Origin of the sequence: Agrobacterium sp. BT-220-3, assembly GCF_025910175.1 — a bacterium.
GTDB lineage: Bacteria > Pseudomonadota > Alphaproteobacteria > Rhizobiales > Rhizobiaceae > Agrobacterium > Agrobacterium oryzihabitans.
This window is the reverse complement of sequence record NZ_JAPAIX010000002.1, coordinates 26,352-43,025: the sequence shown is the minus strand read 5'-3', so window position 1 is coordinate 43,025 and position 16,674 is coordinate 26,352. Positions and strand designations below refer to the sequence as shown.

Here is a 16,674-nt window from a genome sequence, read left to right as displayed (position 1 = left end):
ATGGATTCTGGAATCGGGAGGGTTCCCTGCATGTCGCATAGCAATGAAAACGTCACGGTTCTCGCAAGGCTGGAAGAGCTGGAGCGCTTTTGCCGCGCCGTTTTTCTGGCCGTTGGTACCGATGATGAAACGGCCGATGCGGCGACCCGCGCCATGATGCACGGCACGCGGCTGGGAGTGGACAGCCACGGCGTGCGTCTGCTTGCTCACTACGTTACTGCGCTTGAAGGCGGGCGTCTCAACCCGCGGCCGCAGATCAGCCGTGTTTCCGGCTTTGGAGCGGTGGAAACGATCGACGCCGATCACGCCCATGGCGCCCGCGCGACATATGCGGCCATGGATAACGCCATGGCGCTCGCGGAAAAATTCGGCATCGGCGCGGTGGCGATCAGGAACTCTTCCCATTTCGGTCCGGCCGGCGCTTATGCGCTGGAGGCGGCGCGGCACGGTTTTATCGGCCTTGCCTTCTGCAATTCCGACAGTTTCGTGCGCCTACACGATGGCGCGATGCGTTTCCACGGCACCAACCCCATTGCCGTCGGCGTGCCGGCGGTGGATGACATGCCCTGGCTTCTGGACATGGCCACAAGTGCGGTACCCTATAACCGGGTTCTGCTTTACCGCAGCCTGGGGCAGCAATTGCCTGATGGTGTCGCCTCGGACGGCGACGGTATCGATACGCGCGACCCCAATGCAGCTGAAATGCTTGCCCCAGTTGGCGGCGAGTTCGGCTTCAAGGGGGCTGCACTGGCGGGAATGGTGGAGATTTTCAGTGCGGTTCTTACCGGCATGAAACTCAGCTTCGATATCGCCCCCATGCCCGGCCCGGATTTTTCCACGCCGCGTGGGCTTGGGGCCTTCGTTCTGGCGCTGAGGCCGGAAGCCTTCCTTGAACGCGAGGTGTTCGACGAGGGCATGAAGCGTTATCTCGAAGTGCTGCGGGGGTCGCCCGTCCGGGAAGATTGCAAGGTCATGGCGCCGGGTGATCGGGAATGGGCGGTGGCGGCAAGACGGGAAAGGGAGGGGGCGCCTGTCGATCCCGTCACCCGTCAGGCGTTTTCCGAACTCGCGGCAAAATTCTCGATCAGCCTGCCCGCCTATCACTAAACCGAGAGACGGCTTCTTGCCGTCGCCATCGTTTTTTCAGGCAGGGCGAAGCATCATATTGGGACGCGAATAGGGGGCAGCCGCCAGGCTCAACCTCTCGGCAACGACGGGGCGTCCGAGATAATAGCCCTGCGCGTAGTCGATCTCCAGCTGGCGTATCAGCCTCAACTGCTCTTCCGTTTCCACGCCTTCGATCAGGATCTTGTGGCCGCGATTGCGGATGAGGCGGATCATGTCCTGCAGCATCGCCCGGCCACGCGGGGTCTTGCTGTCATGCAGGAAGGAGCGGTCGATCTTGACGGTGTCGAAATCCGTCATGCGCAGCCAGGAAAGGCCGGCGAAACCAGTTCCGAAGTCATCCAGCCAGATATTGATGCCGAGCGTCTTCAAATCGTTGAGGCAGCGCAGCAGATCCGAATGCATTTCCATGTCCAGACCTTCGGTGATTTCGAAGGCTAGCCTGTTGCCCGCAATTCCCGCTTCGACGAGGATGGCGGCGACCGAGGTGGCAAAGCCGGGGTTCTTCAACTGCATCGGCGACACGTTGACGCTGACGACGGAAACCTTGTCATCGGCCAGAATCTGCTTGCACACGGTCTTGATGGTCCAGAGGCCCAGTTCCAGGATCGTTCCCGTGCGCTCAGCGATCGGAATGAAGATATTTGGGGAGACGAAGCTGCCGTCGAGCAGCCGCAGCCGCATCAATGCCTCGGCCCCGACCGTTTCGTTGGTCGATACATTCAGGATCGGCTGGTAGACGAGGGAAACAAGGTCTTCCGCCACGGCGATTTTCAGCAGTGCCGCGATGTTCTCCGTCTCGTCGCTGGTCTGCGGATCGTCCGGGTCGAACAGTTTCATGCAATTGCGGCCGTTGCCCTTGGCGATATAAAGCGCCCGGTCTGCCTCGTTGATGATCTTTTCGAGTTTGCCGTCCGGATTGGGGCGGGTGAAGGACGCACCAATGCTGACGGTGACGATGAAGGTGCCGTCCCGGCGCTGGTCATGCGCAAGCGACAGGTCTTCCACGGTGTGCCGGATCGTTTCGGCAAGCTCACCCACCTGCTGCTTGGACCTGAACGGCGCCAGCACGATGAATTCCTCGCCGCCATAACGGCCAATCGAAGCGCCATGGCCGATGATCGCGTCCTGCAGGGCGTTGCCCACCGTCACCAGACACTTGTCGCCTTCCTGGTGGCCGTAGCGGTCATTGTATTTCTTGAAGAAGTCGACATCGATGAGGAGAACGGCAAAACCTTCCTCCTTCTTGCTCCAATTGTCCCACAGCAGGCGCAGATGATGATCTATGGCGCGGCGGTTCTGCAGGCCGGTCAGGGAATCGGTGTTTGAAAGCCGCAACAGCGCCTGTCCCCGCTCTTCCGCCGCCTTCTGCTGGGCCTTGGCCTCCAGCGCATTGAGGAAGACGTGGTAGCGTTCCCGGTTCAGGTTCCAGTTCACGTAGGACGTGAAGACGAAGCAGGATATGTAGAAGGTGCCGAAAGCGAGCTTGTAGAAGATGTCTTCGGGAAATTGCGTCACGGCCAGGAAATAGGTGACGAGAATGATGCCTGAAGACACAAGCGAAAGATGGAAGCGGAACGTGAAAAACAGATTGGCGCCCATCATGAAGATCGCCCCGAAAACCATGTAATAGGACATGTTTTCAAGATTGTCGGTCAAGAGCGACGGCACCAGCCAGCCGATATATCCCATGACGAGCGCGGTCGCGCAGGTCAGGTCAAGCGCTGCGGTGCTGGCGTTGATGCGCAGCTGTATTTCCAGCGTCAGCAGGGAGAACAAGACCACGAGTACGCGGGCGATGATGGTGTAGAAAGCGACGTCAGGTATCAGAATGATGTCGGTAACGGCAAACAGAAGATAGATGAAAACAGCCGTCCACAGGCCCTGTCTGATCGAACCACGGCGACTGCGCTCACCTTCCTGCTGGTAAAGGGCAAGAAGTTCATCAGAAAACCGGGAGTCCGGCCGCCGATAGTCTTGCTGTCCATTCACCTCTCCCGATGTGTGCTTCATGCACTTTCCCATAGTGTTGCGTATACTTTATCAAGTAACTGCTTATTCCACTTTTCCGTGTGCTGTCGCACCCGGTGCGGGTTCCTGCCGATCTCTCCCAATGCGTGCGGAAAACATGGAAAGGAAGAACGCATTATACGTTCGCAACATTAAGTTTCGCTAAACCGCGTATCCACTTTCTCCTCCGCCCATAAGTGTGACCAAAAAAATACGCTAATCTACTAATCTATCCCTACACCGCTCAAAAATCGAAAGCGAGTGGCCTTCCGTCTCCCAGAAACGTATAGTTAACAATGTGTTAATACTGGAGGCTGAAGTGGTGCGGGTAAAGAAGAAAAATCTTGACGGGGCAAGTCTGATCACCCCGGATACTGTCGCAAAAGAGATTTTTGCACGCAAGACGGAAAATTTCGATGAGCAGTTCGCAGTTGCAAAAGCAGAAATCGCGCTCATTCTCGAATTGGCACAGCAGCAATTTGACAATGGTGTTTCGGCACGTGAGATAATACATCGAACGGCCGGCGCGCTGCATGGTCTGCGGGAGAAGCTCCACTCCAGCGTGTGGGCAGAACTTATTCCGCTGGTACAGAATCACTCCGTATCGGACTATTTTCTCGAAGATCCCTTCACGCGCTGGTCGTTCGAAAAGCCGAGAGGTTATTCGGGAGATGCCCAGCTTCTCGACTTCATCTACGGTCACGACAGCGTCGCCGATCTGGTGAAGAACGCCACGCCGCTTGGCGCGGCACTTTATGATTACACCAGGGATGCCAGTTCCTCGGTTGCCGTGCGCGAGCGGCGGGATCTGCTGACGCGCTTCGTGGACGAGGCTGCGGCCCGGCATGGGGAGGAGACGGAAATCCTCACAATCGCGTCGGGACATCTGCGCGAGGCGGATGCATCCGTGGCATTAAAAGAGGGAGGGATAAAGCGCTGGGTGGCGCTCGATCAGGACCCCTTGAGCGTCGGCTCCGTCGCGCGTGATTTCAATGGCAGCCGCATCGAGGCGATCGACGGCTCCGTGCGCGATATCGTCCTGCGGACGCAGGAACTGGGCACGTTCGATCTGGTCTATGCCGCCGGTCTCTATGATTATCTGAACGACAGGGTGGCGATCAAGCTCACCCGGCGCTGCATGGAGATGCTCAAACCCGGCGGAATGTTCCTCTTCGCCAATTTCTCCGAGGATATCGTTGTCGACGGTTACATGGAAACCTTCATGAACTGGGCGCTGCTGCTGCGTTCAAAGGCGGATATGTGGCGGATCGTCAATGCCAGCGCCGATCCCTCGAGCATCGAGGCGGATGTGTTCTTCGGCGAAAATCACAATATCGTCTATGCGACGATGCGTAAGAAGGGCTGAGGCCCATCTCTTGGCTGAGGCTTCATTGCTGGCTGTTCAGGTGGAGCGAGTGGGTGCCGCTTGTTTCTTCTCCCCGCCGGGGAGAAGGTCGCGGCAGCGGGATGAGGGGGCAAGCTCGCAGCCTATCGCTACCTCGCCCCCTCATCCGACCCTTCGGGCCACCTTCTCCCCGGCGGGGAGAAGAAACAAGCGGCGACGACGTGCCTCATGTCATTGCCTATGACATCCTGTTACCCGCTCGTCCGCCACCAATAACCATTTGATTAAACGCTGCTGCGGGCCTAAGAATCCGCGCCGAATGCGTTGCAGAATGGAATGGCTGAAATGAAGAGATATTATTCGGATATGGGCGGTCTGCCGGGGCAGACGGAACTGCTGTCGAGCAAGGCTGTTTTCAAGACTGCCTATGCGGTCATCCCCAAAACCGTGATGTCCGATATCGTGACGAGCGTGCTGCCGCACTGGACCGGCACGCGGGCCTGGATCATCGCCCGGCCGATGACGGGTTTTTCCGAAACCTTCGCGCAATATATCGTCGAGGTGCAGCCCGGCGGCGGCAGCGACCGGCCGGAGCCCGATGAAAGGGCGCAGGCGGCGATCTTTGTCGTCGATGGTGAAATGACCGTGGAGTTCGAGGGCGCGCAGCATGCCCTGCGGGAGGGTTCCTTCGCCTTCCTGCCAGCCGGCTCGCGCTGGCAGCTTCGCAATTCCGGCAAGGCGCCCGTCAAGTTCCATTGGGTCCGCAAGGCGTTTCAGGCAGTCGACGGCCTTGAGCCGCCGCCGGCGATCTTTTCGCATGAGGATGAGGTTGCTTTGTCGGCCATGCCCGACACGGACGGCAAGTGGGCGACGACCCGGTTCATTGATCCGGAGGATGTGCGTTACGACATGCATCTCAACATCGTCACCTTCCAGCCGGGTGCGACCATTCCCTTCATGGAAACCCATGTCATGGAACACGGTCTCTACGTGCTGGAAGGCAAGGCCGTCTACCGGCTGAACGAGGACTGGGTGGAAGTGCAGGCGGGCGATTTCATGTGGCTGCGCGCCTATTGCCCGCAGGCCTGTTATGCGGGCGGGCCGGGCCGGTTCCGCTATTTGCTCTACAAGGACGTCAACCGCCACGTGAAGCTCTGGTAACGGGCAGTATATCCCCTGAAACCTTGATTTATCGCGCAATCCGCGGGCTTGCGCGATAAATGCTTGCGTTAGATCGAATATCCCTAATAAATCCCAATATGCGGTCGGCAATCGCTGCGCCGCACGATTTCGGCATCCGCCCGCATTCATCCTGAAGAAGACTACCCGTATGATTGAGACGATCGATACCAATATCTTCAATCTTGCGCCCGTGGCGATGTGGATCGAAGATTTCAGCGCGGTGAAGAACCAGTTTGATATCTGGCGGGCGGAGGGTGTCGAGGATATCAGGACTTTTCTCCTGGAGGATTTGTCCCGTGTCGCGGCATGTTCGCAGAAAATCCGCGTGCTTCAGGTCAACGCCAAAACGCTGGAGCTGTTCGAGGCGCGCGATCAGGCGCATCTCGTCGACAATCTGCACCGGATTTTTCGCGATGACATGCTCGAAAGCCACGTGAACGAGCTTTCGGAACTCTTTGCGGGCAAGACGGAATTCACCAGTAATGCCGTCAATTATTCGATCGGCGGAAAGCGGCTGGATATCCAGCTGCGCGGCGCGGTTATACCCGGCCATGAAGAAACGCTCGGGCGGCTGTTGCTGACGACCGAAGATGTGACGGAACGCGAGGAGGCGCGCCGCAAGGAGCTTGTCAACCGCCGTTATGCCGAAGGCATGTTCAAGCACTCGCCGGTTTCCCTCTGGGTGGAGGATTTCAGCCGGGTCCGTCGGCTGATCGAGGAAGTCAGGGAACGCGGCATCGTCGATTTCCGGGTGTTCATGGATGTGCATCCCGAATTCGTGCGGCAATGCATGAGCGAAATCCGCGTGATCGACGTCAACCGGGCGACGCTGGACCTGTTTTGCGCACCGGACCGGCAGGTTCTGCTGCAGCGGCTCGGCGATATTTTCCGCGGCGAGATGGAAAAGCCGTTCCGTGAGCAGTTGATGGAGCTTTGGAACGGCAATCTCACCCACCACCGCGAGGTGGTGAACTACGCGCTGGATGGTTCGGAGCGGCATGTGCTGCTGCACTTCTCCGTTTTTCCCGGCCACGAGCGCGACTGGTCGCTGGTGCAGGTGGCGCTGACGGACATCACCGCGCGCAAGAAGGCGGAAGCCTATCTCGAATATCTGGGCAAGCACGATGTGCTGACCAAGCTGCACAACCGCGCTTTCTATTCCGACGAGCTGAACCGGCTGGACCGCAGCGCGCTGCGGCCCGTCTCGGCCATCGTCATCGATCTCAACGGCCTGAAGGACGCCAATGACAAGCTCGGGCACGATGCCGGTGACGCATTGTTGCGGCGCATGGGTGAGGTCCTGAACGGCGTCGTGACCGCGCCGAACCATGCGGCGCGCATCGGCGGTGACGAATTCGCCATTCTGCTTCCCGGGGCGGACAAACAGATCGCTGCTGCCATGGTCGATACCGTTTATGAGCTGCTGAAGATCAATAATCAGTTCTATTCCAGCGCGCCGCTCAGCCTGTCGCTCGGTGTTGCAACCAGCGAGGCCGGCGAGACGATGGAATCGCTGGTGCGCCGCGCCGATATGAATATGTACGAGCAGAAAAACGCTTATTATGCAGCGCTGCGCAACAGATCTGCCGATAACAGCGACACGACGAAGGCTGGTCCGCAGCCGGAAAACACGACCGTGAAGCGCCTGTTCTGACGGCTGGGCGACAAGGGCGCTTTAGCCCGTCTGTTCGCTCCTTTCACCATTTCAAGTTCCGGCAGCGGGATTGCCCGCGATCCCTGCCATCTGCTGTGGGTGACCCGTTTCGCGGGTCGCTCATGTTCGCCCTTCCGCAAAAAATTCCCGCCAATTCTGATTTCCAAGCCGGCAAGCGGCCTTCACAAGCGCGTGACACCACTGCTGCGCTGCAACAAATATGTTGCCAGTATTTTACATACGTCTTAGTATGTATGTAAATGTGACCTATTTTATGGATTCGGAGCGCAGTATGGCGAAGAGATTGGGGCAGATCGTGGCGGTGTTCTTGACGGGCATCGTTCTGGTCGGATGTAGCGATGAGCAGGCGTCCGCGCCCGGCGCTCCTCCACCCGGCGCGGTGAAGGTCGTGACGGTGAAACAGGAAGAATTGCCCATCAACAACGAATTGCCGGGACGCATTGCGCCGACGAGGCTTGCCGAAGTGCGCCCGCGCGTTTCCGGCATCATCGTCGAACGGGTCTTCGAGCAGGGTTCGCTGGTGAAGCAAGGTGACGTTCTTTACCGGATCGATCCTGCGCCCTTTCAGGTTCGTGTAGACAGCGCGGAAGGAACGCTGCGCCGGGCGCAGGCCGCGCAGCTGCAGGCACGGCAGACGGCAGACCGGCAGCAGCAGCTGCGCCGCTCCAACGTCGGCTCTCAGCAGGAATTCGACAATGCCATCGCCCAGCTGGCGCAGGCCGACGCCGAGGTGGCTGTTGCCGAAGCCGGTGTCGCCGAAGCAAAGCTCAATCTGCAATATGCCAATGTGACCGCACCGATCAGCGGCATGATCGGCCGGGCGCGGATCACCGAAGGTGCGCTTGTCAGCGCCACCGGTTCGGAAAATCTGGCGACGATCCAGCAGCTTGATCCGATTTATGCCGATTTCACCCAGCCCGCCGCCGATCTCATTCGTCTGCGCAAGGCCCTGCAGGACGGTCAGCTGATGACCGGCCCGAATGAGGCCGAGGTCAACCTGCTGTTCGATGACGGCAGCCGTTATCCTATTCCCGGCCGTCTGCTGTTTTCCGAAGCCGCGGTTGATGAGACCACGGGTCAGGTGACGTTGCGCGGCGAATTCCCCAACCCGAATGGCGATCTGCTGCCGGGCATGTATGTCCGCGTCCAGATCCAGCAGGGTATTGAGAGGGCAGCCTTCGCCGTGCCGCAACAGGCCGTGCAGCGCGATGCGGGTGGGCAGGCGAGCGTGCTTGTCGTCAACGCGGAAGACACGGTTGAGCAGCGGCGTGTCAGCGTCGGCCGTGCCATCGGCGACCGCTGGGTGATTTCCGAAGGGCTGAAGGATGGCGATCGCGTGGTTGCCGAAGGTTTCCAGAAAACCGCACCCGGCGCGAAGGTGAAGCCCGAGCCGTGGTCGCGCGAAGCCGATGTCGCCGCCGCTGACGGGGCGGCTGCTCCGGCTGCGAAGCAATAAGGACCGATTTCATGGCACGTTTCTTCATCGATCGGCCCATCTTCGCCTGGGTCGTCTCCATCTTCATCATGCTGGCGGGCCTGCTTGCCATTCCCATGCTGCCGATTGCGCAATATCCGAACGTGGCGCCGCCGCAGATTTCGATTGCGACCAACTATCCGGGTGCTGCGCCCGAAGACATTTACCAGAGCGTCACGCGTCCCATCGAGGAAGAGCTGAACGGTGTTCCGGGTCTCCTCTATTTTGAATCGACCTCGGAATCGTCCGGCAGCATTTCCATCAACGTCACCTTCGCGCCGGGCACCAATATCGGCGAGGCGCAGGTCGAGGTGCAGAACCGCATCGCCCGTGTCCAGCCGCGCCTGCCGCAGGCGGTCACGCAGCAGGGCCTGAGCGTCGAACAGGCCGGCACCTCGTTCCTGATGATGGTGGCGCTCACCTCCATGGATGGCAATACCGACGCTATCGGCCTCGGTGACTATCTCAGCCGCAACGTGCTCGGCGAATTGCGCCGTGTGCCGGGCGTCGGCAGCGCGCAGCTGTTCGCCACCCAGCGCTCCATGCGTATCTGGATGGACCCGGACAAGATGCTCGGCCTCAGCCTCACCTCGTCCGACGTCATCTCCGCCATTCAGGCGCAGAACTCGCAGGTTGCGGCGGGCCGTATCGGCGCGTCGCCCAACCCGATTGGCCAGCAGATTTCGGCCACCGTCAACGTGCAGGGCCAGCTGACAACCCCGGATGAATTCGGCTCCATCGTTCTGCGCGCCAATCCGGACGGCTCGTCCGTCCGGCTGCGTGATGTGGCGCGCGTGGAAGTGGGCGGCGAAAGCTACGCCTTTTCCAGCCGCCTGAACGGCAAGCCCAGTGCGGCCATCGGCGTGCAGCTCTCGCCCACCGGCAATGCGCTGCAGACCTCCGATGGCGTGCGCGCCACCATGGAAGAACTGTCGCGTTATTTTCCGCCCGGTCTGGAATATGAAATTCCCTACGACACCAGCCCCTTCGTGAAGATTTCGATCCAGAAGGTGATCAACACGCTGGTGGAGGCGATCATCCTCGTCTTCGTGGTGATGTTCGTCTTTCTTCAGAACATCCGCTACACCATCATTCCAACGCTCGTGGTGCCCGTGGCGCTGCTCGGTACCTGCGCCATCATGTATGTCTCGGGTTTCTCGATCAACGTTCTCACCATGTTCGCCATGGTTCTCGCCATCGGCATTCTGGTCGATGACGCGATCGTCGTCGTCGAGAATGTCGAGCGCATCATGGCGGAAGAACACCTGTCGCCGAAGGAGGCGACCCGCAAGGCGATGGGCCAGATTTCCGGCGCCATCATCGGCATCACGCTGGTTCTGACGGCGGTGTTCGTGCCCATGGCCTTCTTCCCCGGGGCGGTCGGCATCATCTACCAGCAATTCAGCCTGACGATGGTGGTCTCCATCCTGTTTTCGGGTTTCCTCGCGCTGTCGCTCACACCGGCGCTCTGCGCATCGTTCCTGAAGCCGATCAAGGCCGGGCACCATGAGAAGAAGGGCTTCTTCGGCTGGTTCAACCGCGGCTTCGACAAGGCTTCGCATAAATACTCCTCGTCGGTCGGCAGCATCATCAAGCGTTCCGGCCGGTTCATGATCATCTATGCGGCGCTGCTTGCCGGTCTCGGCTGGGCCTATATGCAATTGCCGAGCTCGTTCCTGCCAAACGAGGACCAGGGCTACCTGATCGTCGACATCCAGGCGCCGGCGGAAGCCAGCAGCGAACGCACCCTGCAATCCATCCAGGAAATCGAAAAGATCTTCCTGGCGGAACCGGCGGTCGATCGCGTGATCGCGGTTTCGGGCTTCTCCTTCTCCGGTTCCGGGCAGAATGCCGGTCTTGCCTTCGCGACGCTGAAGGACTGGAGCGAGCGTGGACCGGAGGATTCCGCCTCCGCCATCGCCCAACGCATCAACGGCAAGCTGTGGGGCCTGCCCGGGTCCATGGCCTTCACGCTGTCGCCGCCGCCCATTCAGGGTCTCGGCAATTCCAGCGGCTTCACCTTCCGCCTGCAGGACCGTGCGGGTGCCGGACAGGCGGCGCTGAGCGCCGCCGGTGCGCAGCTGATGGCGGCCGCGCAGCAGAGCCCTGTTCTGGCCGGCCTTCGCGTCGAAGGCATGCCGGATTCGCCGCAGGTCAACCTCATCATCGACCGTGAAAAGGCCAATACCTTCGGTGTGACCTTCAGCGACATCAACGCCACCATCTCGGCCAATATGGGCTCGTCCTACGTCAATGACTTCCCCAATGCCGGCCGCATGCAGCGCGTGACCGTGCAGGCGGAGCAGGGCCAGCGTATGAAGACCGAGGACCTGCTGCACCTCAACGTTCGCAACGCCAATGGCGGCATGGTGCCGATCAGCTCATTCGCCTCGGTGGAATGGGTACGTGGTCCCTCGCAGGTGGTCGGTTATAACGGCTATCCTGCGGTCCGTATCGGCGGGCAATCGGCACCCGGTTATTCCTCGGGTGACGCGATCGCTGAAATGGAGCGTCTGGCGGGCGAGTTGCCAAGCGGCTTCGGTTTCGAATGGACCGGCCAGTCGCTGCAGGAAATCCAGTCCGGTTCGCAGGCGCCGGCGCTGATCGGGCTTAGCGTTCTGTTCGTGTTCCTGCTTCTGGCGGCGCTTTACGAAAGCTGGTCCATTCCGCTCTCCGTCATGCTGGTGGTGCCGCTCGGCGTCATCGGTTCGGTGGCGGCGGTGATGATGCGCGGCATGCCGAACGACGTCTACTTTCTGGTCGGCCTCGTCGCCATCATCGGGCTTTCGGCCAAGAACGCGATCCTGATCATCGAATTCGCCAAGGATTTGCGGGCGGAGGGAAAATCCACCTATGATGCCACGGTGGAGGCGGCGCACTTGCGCTTTCGGCCGATCCTGATGACCTCGCTTGCCTTCTCCCTCGGCGTTCTGCCGATGGCGATCGCTTCGGGTGCAAGCGCGGCCAGCCAGAACGCCATCGGCACCGGCGTGCTCGGCGGCATGATCTCGGCGACGATCCTTGCGATCTTCTTCGTTCCCGTCTTCTTCGTATTCGTCATGAAGATTTTCGGGGATCGGAAGAAGGACAGCCAGATTGCTGCTGACGCCGTATCGCCTGCGGAATAAAACGGATGAAAAGGCCGGCATAGTCATGTGATTGATGGGCCGGCAATGCAAACAGGCACGGTGCGAAGGCACCGTGCCACGATTCGAAGGAGACATCAGCATGCGCCGTACCAAGGCCGAGGCAGAAGAGACCCGTCAGGCGATCCTTGCCGCTGCCGAGCGGGTGTTCTTCAAGAAGGGCGTGGCCAACAGTTCGCTGGACGAGGTGGCGGCCGCTGCCGGTGTGACGCGCGGTGCGATATACTGGCATTTCTCCAGCAAGAGCGACCTTTTCATCGGGCTTTATGAATCGGTCGCCTTGCCCGAATCGGATCTGCTCGATTTCGACGATCCCGATCTGAAAGGCCTGGCGCTTCTCGCCAAAATCGAGGAAGCCGCTTGCAAGTGGCTGGCCCTGCTGGCGGGAGACGAACAGCGCCAGCGCATCATGACCATCAGCCTGCGCACCAACTATTCCGATGAGTTTGCACCGGTTTTGCACGCGCAGGAGGAATTGGACCGTTCCCAGAAAGAGCGCCTCGAGGTGGTTTTCGAGCGCGCGGAGGCCGAAGGCGCTTTCAATGACAATTGGACGGCGGAATCGGCACTCGATGCGATCTACTGGCTGATAAAGGGCATTTGCTCCGACTGGCTGCTCTTCGGCAAGCGTTTCGATCTGGCCAAGGAAGGTGCCGAGGCTGTGCATCGTCTCATGAAGGGTTTTCAGCGTTCCCCGTCGTCATGACCGGATTTCGGGACCCGCTGGCGCGGTCAAATTTGAGTGTATTCTAAAAGACCAGCGAAATTTGCTTTACGTACCTCAAAACGGACGCTAGCTTCTTCCTTGAGCTTTGGGAGGAGTTCGCAGATGGTCATTTCAAATAAAATTAAGGGGCAAGCGCCGTCCATTCGCGCCGGACACCGGTGACGGCACATGGCTTTTGCTGAAGCATCTCCAGACCCGGCCCTTATCCGGACGGTCGGGCTGTCGAAGTCTTTTGGTCCGGTACAGGTTCTGAAGGATATTGAGATCGCGGTGCGCGCCGGCGAGGTTCACGCCATCATCGGCGAGAACGGCGCTGGCAAGTCCACGCTGATGAAGCTGCTTGCGGGCAACGAAAAGCCGTCGGGCGGTGAAATCCAGATAGACGGCGAAGCCGCTACGCTGAGCGGCCCGGTGGACGCCGAACATCGTGGCATCGTTCTCGTGCATCAGGAAATATTGCTGGCGCCTGACCTGACGGTGGCGCAGAACATCTATCTCGGGCGCGAATTGCGCAAGGGACCGATGGTGGACGACCGCGCCATGCGCGAGGGCGCCCGCAAGGCAATCGGCGATCTTGGCGGCACGATCGATCCGGACGCCATCGTTGGCAGCCTGTCGATTGCCCAGCGGCAACTGGTGCAGATCGCCCGCGTCCTGCTGGTGCCGCATCGCGTCGTCATTTTCGACGAGCCGACCGCGAGCCTCACCCCCATCGAAACCGATGCGCTCCTGAACGTCATCCGTGACATCAGGGCGAAAGGCGTGGCGGTCCTTTATATTTCGCACCGCCTGCCGGAGGTGAAGGAGATCGCCGACCGGGTAACGGTGCTGCGCGACGGCAAGCTGGTCGCTTCCCACCCGATATCGGCACTCGAGCCAGCGGATATGGCGCGGTTGATGGTGGGGCGCGATGTGGCAAAGCTCTATCCTGACCGCAACGCCGGCGGCGAGCACGAGCCGGTTCTGCAGGTGAAGCATTTCACGGTGCCAGGCTACGCGCAGGACGCCGGTTTCAGCCTCCGCAAGGGCGAGATTCTCGGTTTTGCGGGTCTCGTTGGGGCAGGCAGAACGGAGCTTATGGAGGGCGTGCTTGGCCTGCGGCCGGGGCGCGGCACGATCCGCCATCTCGGCAAACCCGTGCATTTCGCCAAGGCGGAAGACAGCCTGAAGGCCGGCATCGTTTATCTGAGCGAGGACCGCAAGGGCAAGGGATTGCTGCTGGCCAAGGATTTGCGGGTCAATCTCACGCTTGCCTCGCTCAAGAAATTCAGCCGACTGTTCCAGATCGACACCCGCCGGGAGACGGCGGCGCTCGACGACGCTATCCATGATTTCGATATCCGCACCGGCCGCAAGGATCTGCTGGCGGGCCAGCTTTCCGGCGGCAACCAGCAGAAGCTTCTGCTTGCCAAGATGATGCTGCTTGATCCGTCCATCGTCATCATCGACGAGCCGACGCGGGGCATCGACATCGGCACGAAGGAGCAGATTTACCGTTTCATCGCCAAGCTTGCGGATGAGGGGCGCTCGATCATTGTCGTCTCCTCGGAAATGCCGGAGCTGATCGGCATTTGCGACCGCATCGTCGTGATGCGCTCCAGCAGGATCGTTGGCGAGGTAACGGGGGAGCGCATGACCGAAAACGACATCGTGGCGCTGGCGACAGGCGTTCACACACAAGAGGTGGCCTGAGGTGAAGATGCGCAAGGGGAAGAATACTGAGGGGAAACATGACTGAGGCCGCACTTGATAACGGCAAGACGCCGAAGACCTCGAAGGACTGGGATCTGCGCGCCGTAGCGCCCTTTGTGGCGCTGGCTCTGCTTCTGGTTCTTGGCACCATCGCCAATCCCAATTTCATCGGCATCGACAATCTCCTGAATGTCGTTACCCGCAGCGCCTTCATTGCCATCATCGCGCTTGGCGCAACTTACGTCATCACATCCGGCGGGCTCGATCTTTCCGTTGGCGCAATGGTCGCTTTCGTGGCCAGCCTGATGATCCTGTTCATGAACAGCGGTGTCATCGCCAGTCCGCTGCTGATGCTGCTCGCCGCCATGGCGCTTGCGGTCGCCATCGGTGCGGCCTGTGGGCTCGCCAACGGTCTCATTACGACCATCGGCCGTATCGAACCTTTCATCGCCACGCTCGGCACCATGGGCATCTATCGCGGGCTGACCACCTGGCTGTCGCAGGGCGGTGCGATCACGCTGCGCAACCCGGAAATCCAGACGCTTTATCGCCCGGTCTATTTCGGCAACGTCTTCGGCGTGCCTGTGCCTGTTATCGTCATCTTCGTCACGGCCGCCATCGCCGCCTTCGTGCTTTACCGCACCCGTTACGGCCGGCATCTGACAGCCGTAGGTTCCAGCGAAGATGTGGCGCGATATTCCGGCATTTCGGTCGCGCGGGTCCGCACCATCGCTTATGTTGTGCAGGGACTTTGTGTTGCGGTGGCGGTGCTGCTTTATGTGCCGCGTCTCGCTTCCACCTCGGCCACGACAGGCATGTTGTGGGAGCTGCAGGCCATCACCGCCGTCGTCGTCGGCGGCACGGCACTGCGCGGCGGCGTAGGGCGCATCTGGGGCACGATCTGCGGCGCCTTCATTCTGGAGATCGTCGGCAACATCATGATCCTGTCGAACTTCGTCAGCGAATATCTGATCGGCGCCATCCAGGGCGCGATCATCATCATCGCCATGCTGGTGCAGCGCTCTTTGAGCCGCAGATAGCAAGGCGCGATGGGGAGTTTGACCGCGTATGTGGGGCAGGCGCGGTTGTAAGAGGAGGAACGCCCCGGTCTTGGGAGGAAAGAGACTATGCGTAGAAAATTCATCGGCGTGGCCTTTGCCGCGCTGGCTGCGGTGCTTGCGGGCTCGGCCCATGCGCAGGACAAGAAGGTCACCATCGGCGTGTCCATTCCGGCGGCCGACCACGGCTGGACGGCGGGTGTCGTCTACCATGCCGAACGGGTGGCAAAGCTTCTGATGAAGGAGCATCCGGGTCTGAACGTCATCGTCAAGACCTCGCCGGATGCCGCCAATCAGGCAAACGCGCTTCAGGACCTTGCCGTGCAGGGGCTGGACGCGCTGGTCGTCTTGCCGTCCGATCCCGATCCGCTGGTCAACGCCATCAAGGAGATCAAGGACAAGGGCACCTTCGTCGCACTCGTGGACCGCGCGCCGAGCGTCAACGATAATTCGATCCGCGATCTTTACGTTGCCGGCAACAACCCGGCACTTGGACAGGTGGCGGGCGAATACATCAAGAAAACCACGCCTGATGCGGAAGTGGTGGTCATTCGCGGCCTGCCCATTCCCATCGACCAGCAACGCCAGGACGGCTTCGACAAGGGTATTGCCGGCTCGAACGTCAAGGTTCTCGATCGCCAGTACGGCAACTGGAACCGCGACGACGCCTTCCGCGTGATGCAGGACTATCTGACCAAATACAAGAAGATCGACGTGGTCTGGTGTCAGGATGACGACATGGCGATCGGCGTGCTTGAAGCGATCCAGCAGGCGAAACGCACCGATATCCAGTATATCGTCGCGGGTGCAGGTTCCAAGGACATGATCAAGAAGGTCATGGACGGCGACAAGCTGGTGCCGGTCGACGTGCTCTACCCGCCGGCAATGGTGGCGACCGCCATGCAGCTGACGGCCGGTCATTTCTACGATCAGGTGCCGGTTGCCGGTGAGTATATTCTCGATGCCACGCTCGTCACCAAGGACAATGCCGAGCAGTTCTACTTCCCGGATTCGCCGTTCTGATAAGGGGTCCGGCCACGCGATGCCCGCTGAAAGGCGGGCGTCGATGCTGCTAAAAGTTTTGCCGAGGCTTGAATTTGGCGAGACGATTGCATCCCCACTCCGTCACCCCGGACTTGATCCGGGGTCCAGTGCGGTCAAGTCCTTGATCGCGGGAGAGTCCTTTCACGGCGCAGACGCGCCGTGGCTGGATGCCGGATCAAGTCCGGCATGACGCTCG

The 16,674-nt window shown here is 60.2% G+C and carries 11 protein-coding genes; 10 read left to right on the top strand and 1 reads right to left on the bottom strand.

What is annotated here, in order from left to right; all coding sequences use genetic code 11:
- Positions 1-30: 30 nt before the first annotated feature.
- A complete protein-coding gene (locus tag OK142_RS06825; protein WP_498681799.1) occupies positions 31-1,107 on the top strand; it encodes an Ldh family oxidoreductase in 1,077 nt (358 codons plus the stop codon).
- 36 nt (positions 1,108-1,143) lie between these two features.
- On the opposite strand, the gene OK142_RS06820 is transcribed toward OK142_RS06825, so the two are convergent.
- On the bottom strand, positions 1,144-3,138 hold the full coding sequence (locus OK142_RS06820) for a putative bifunctional diguanylate cyclase/phosphodiesterase (protein ID WP_498681797.1): 1,995 nt from the start codon (positions 3,136-3,138) through the stop codon (positions 1,144-1,146).
- A 316-nt stretch (positions 3,139-3,454) separates the two neighbouring features.
- On the opposite strand from OK142_RS06820, the gene OK142_RS06815 reads away from it, so the two are divergent.
- The 9 genes from OK142_RS06815 (at position 3,455) to OK142_RS06775 (ending at position 16,457) form a co-directional block, all read left to right on the top strand.
- Positions 3,455-4,501 (top strand): class I SAM-dependent methyltransferase, encoded by a 1,047-nt coding sequence (locus OK142_RS06815; protein ID WP_498681796.1) that lies wholly within the window; start codon positions 3,455-3,457, stop codon positions 4,499-4,501.
- Between the two features lie 315 nt (positions 4,502-4,816).
- On the top strand, positions 4,817-5,641 hold the full coding sequence (locus OK142_RS06810) for a bifunctional allantoicase/(S)-ureidoglycine aminohydrolase (RefSeq protein ID WP_498681794.1): 825 nt from the start codon (positions 4,817-4,819) through the stop codon (positions 5,639-5,641).
- Between the two features lie 169 nt (positions 5,642-5,810).
- On the top strand, positions 5,811-7,316 hold the full coding sequence (locus OK142_RS06805; RefSeq protein WP_498681793.1) for a sensor domain-containing diguanylate cyclase: 1,506 nt from the start codon (positions 5,811-5,813) through the stop codon (positions 7,314-7,316).
- Positions 7,317-7,608: 292 nt separating this feature from the next.
- Positions 7,609-8,793: an efflux RND transporter periplasmic adaptor subunit gene (locus OK142_RS06800; protein ID WP_498681792.1), complete on the top strand. Its 1,185-nt coding sequence runs from the start codon at positions 7,609-7,611 to the stop codon at positions 8,791-8,793.
- 11 nt (positions 8,794-8,804) lie between these two features.
- Entirely contained in the window at positions 8,805-11,939 is a 3,135-nt protein-coding gene (locus OK142_RS06795) for a multidrug efflux RND transporter permease subunit (RefSeq protein ID WP_498681791.1), read from the top strand.
- A gap of 100 nt (positions 11,940-12,039) precedes the next feature.
- Complete coding sequence (locus OK142_RS06790) at positions 12,040-12,663, top strand: TetR family transcriptional regulator (RefSeq protein WP_082186085.1); 624 nt, start codon at positions 12,040-12,042, stop codon at positions 12,661-12,663.
- Positions 12,664-12,852: 189 nt separating this feature from the next.
- Positions 12,853-14,376 carry a sugar ABC transporter ATP-binding protein gene (locus OK142_RS06785; RefSeq protein ID WP_498681789.1) on the top strand — a complete coding sequence of 508 codons (1,524 nt, stop codon included), beginning with the start codon at positions 12,853-12,855 and terminating at the stop codon, positions 14,374-14,376.
- A 38-nt stretch (positions 14,377-14,414) separates the two neighbouring features.
- Positions 14,415-15,416: an ABC transporter permease gene (locus tag OK142_RS06780; protein WP_080837230.1), complete on the top strand. Its 1,002-nt coding sequence runs from the start codon at positions 14,415-14,417 to the stop codon at positions 15,414-15,416.
- Between the two features lie 87 nt (positions 15,417-15,503).
- Positions 15,504-16,457, top strand: a complete 954-nt coding sequence (locus OK142_RS06775; protein ID WP_003500046.1) for a substrate-binding domain-containing protein — start codon at positions 15,504-15,506, stop codon at positions 16,455-16,457.
- The last annotated feature ends 217 nt before the right edge of the window (positions 16,458-16,674 follow it).

Bases quoted from the DNA above. Each gene is read 5' to 3' on its own strand.
- OK142_RS06775 (WP_003500046.1), top strand. From the start codon at position 15,504: ATGCGTAGAAAATTCATCGGCGTGGCCTTTGCCGCGCTGGCTGCGGTG.
- OK142_RS06785 (WP_498681789.1), top strand. From the start codon at position 12,853: ATGGCTTTTGCTGAAGCATCTCCAGACCCGGCCCTTATCCGGACGGTC.
- OK142_RS06780 (WP_080837230.1), top strand. From the start codon at position 14,415: ATGACTGAGGCCGCACTTGATAACGGCAAGACGCCGAAGACCTCGAAG.
- OK142_RS06810 (WP_498681794.1), top strand. From the start codon at position 4,817: ATGGCTGAAATGAAGAGATATTATTCGGATATGGGCGGTCTGCCGGGG.
- OK142_RS06790 (WP_082186085.1), top strand. From the start codon at position 12,040: ATGCGCCGTACCAAGGCCGAGGCAGAAGAGACCCGTCAGGCGATCCTT.
- OK142_RS06800 (WP_498681792.1), top strand. From the start codon at position 7,609: ATGGCGAAGAGATTGGGGCAGATCGTGGCGGTGTTCTTGACGGGCATC.
- OK142_RS06805 (WP_498681793.1), top strand. From the start codon at position 5,811: ATGATTGAGACGATCGATACCAATATCTTCAATCTTGCGCCCGTGGCG.
- OK142_RS06820 (WP_498681797.1), bottom strand. From the start codon at position 3,138: ATGAAGCACACATCGGGAGAGGTGAATGGACAGCAAGACTATCGGCGG.
- OK142_RS06825 (WP_498681799.1), top strand. From the start codon at position 31: ATGTCGCATAGCAATGAAAACGTCACGGTTCTCGCAAGGCTGGAAGAG.
- OK142_RS06795 (WP_498681791.1), top strand. From the start codon at position 8,805: ATGGCACGTTTCTTCATCGATCGGCCCATCTTCGCCTGGGTCGTCTCC.